Below are 575 nucleotides of genomic sequence, written 5' to 3'. Positions count from 1 at the left end.
TGTGCTCCTTCCGATCTAGATCTACTGCATTGACTAACTCCGATTGATCTACCTCGCTCTGTTCGAGAGGGATTTCATCAGCTTGTGCTGTCCATAGAAGTGTTGAGGTTGCTGCCATCACAAGCGCAAGACGCAACCGTTGGGAGAGTATATTTCGACGCATGAATACCGATTCCTTCATTAATTCATAAACTAAAAGAGAATAAAACAGAATAAAGTGCCCTCAATCTCATCATAAGTGTTGAGGTAAAAGTAGATTATCGCCGCTTAGATATAAATCATTATCATTGTGATTGCTATCAGCATGCGCTAACTTTTCACTAATAGGAATTATTATCATTCTTGTTGGTAATGTCAATGGCAATGATAATTATTTTCAATTGCATTTGAGAATTGAATAAGAAGTAAACAAAATCATATCTCTACTTTCTGAGAAATTGCGCTCTTTTTTTTACATTTATCGATGATGCGTTATGATATAGGGCAATGAAATAGCGAAAGTTATCTTAAATTTTCCTCTGATCGGGTGACCTCTTACCAGTTCTTGCTATCTCTTTCTACTTTTTCACAGCTGA

Annotated in this window: 1 protein-coding gene; it reads right to left on the bottom strand. The window is 36.5% G+C overall.

The annotated features are described in order from the left end of the window. On the bottom strand, nt 1-181 hold a 181-nt coding region (locus FK268_RS26080; protein WP_205124546.1), incomplete at its 3' end, for a hypothetical protein. Nucleotides 182-575: the final 394 nt, after the last annotated feature.

It is taken from the genome of Tsukamurella sputi, assembly GCF_007858445.1.
GTDB classification, from domain to species: domain Bacteria; phylum Actinomycetota; class Actinomycetes; order Mycobacteriales; family Mycobacteriaceae; genus Tsukamurella; species Tsukamurella sputi.
This window is presented reverse-complemented; position numbering and strand designations above follow the sequence as displayed.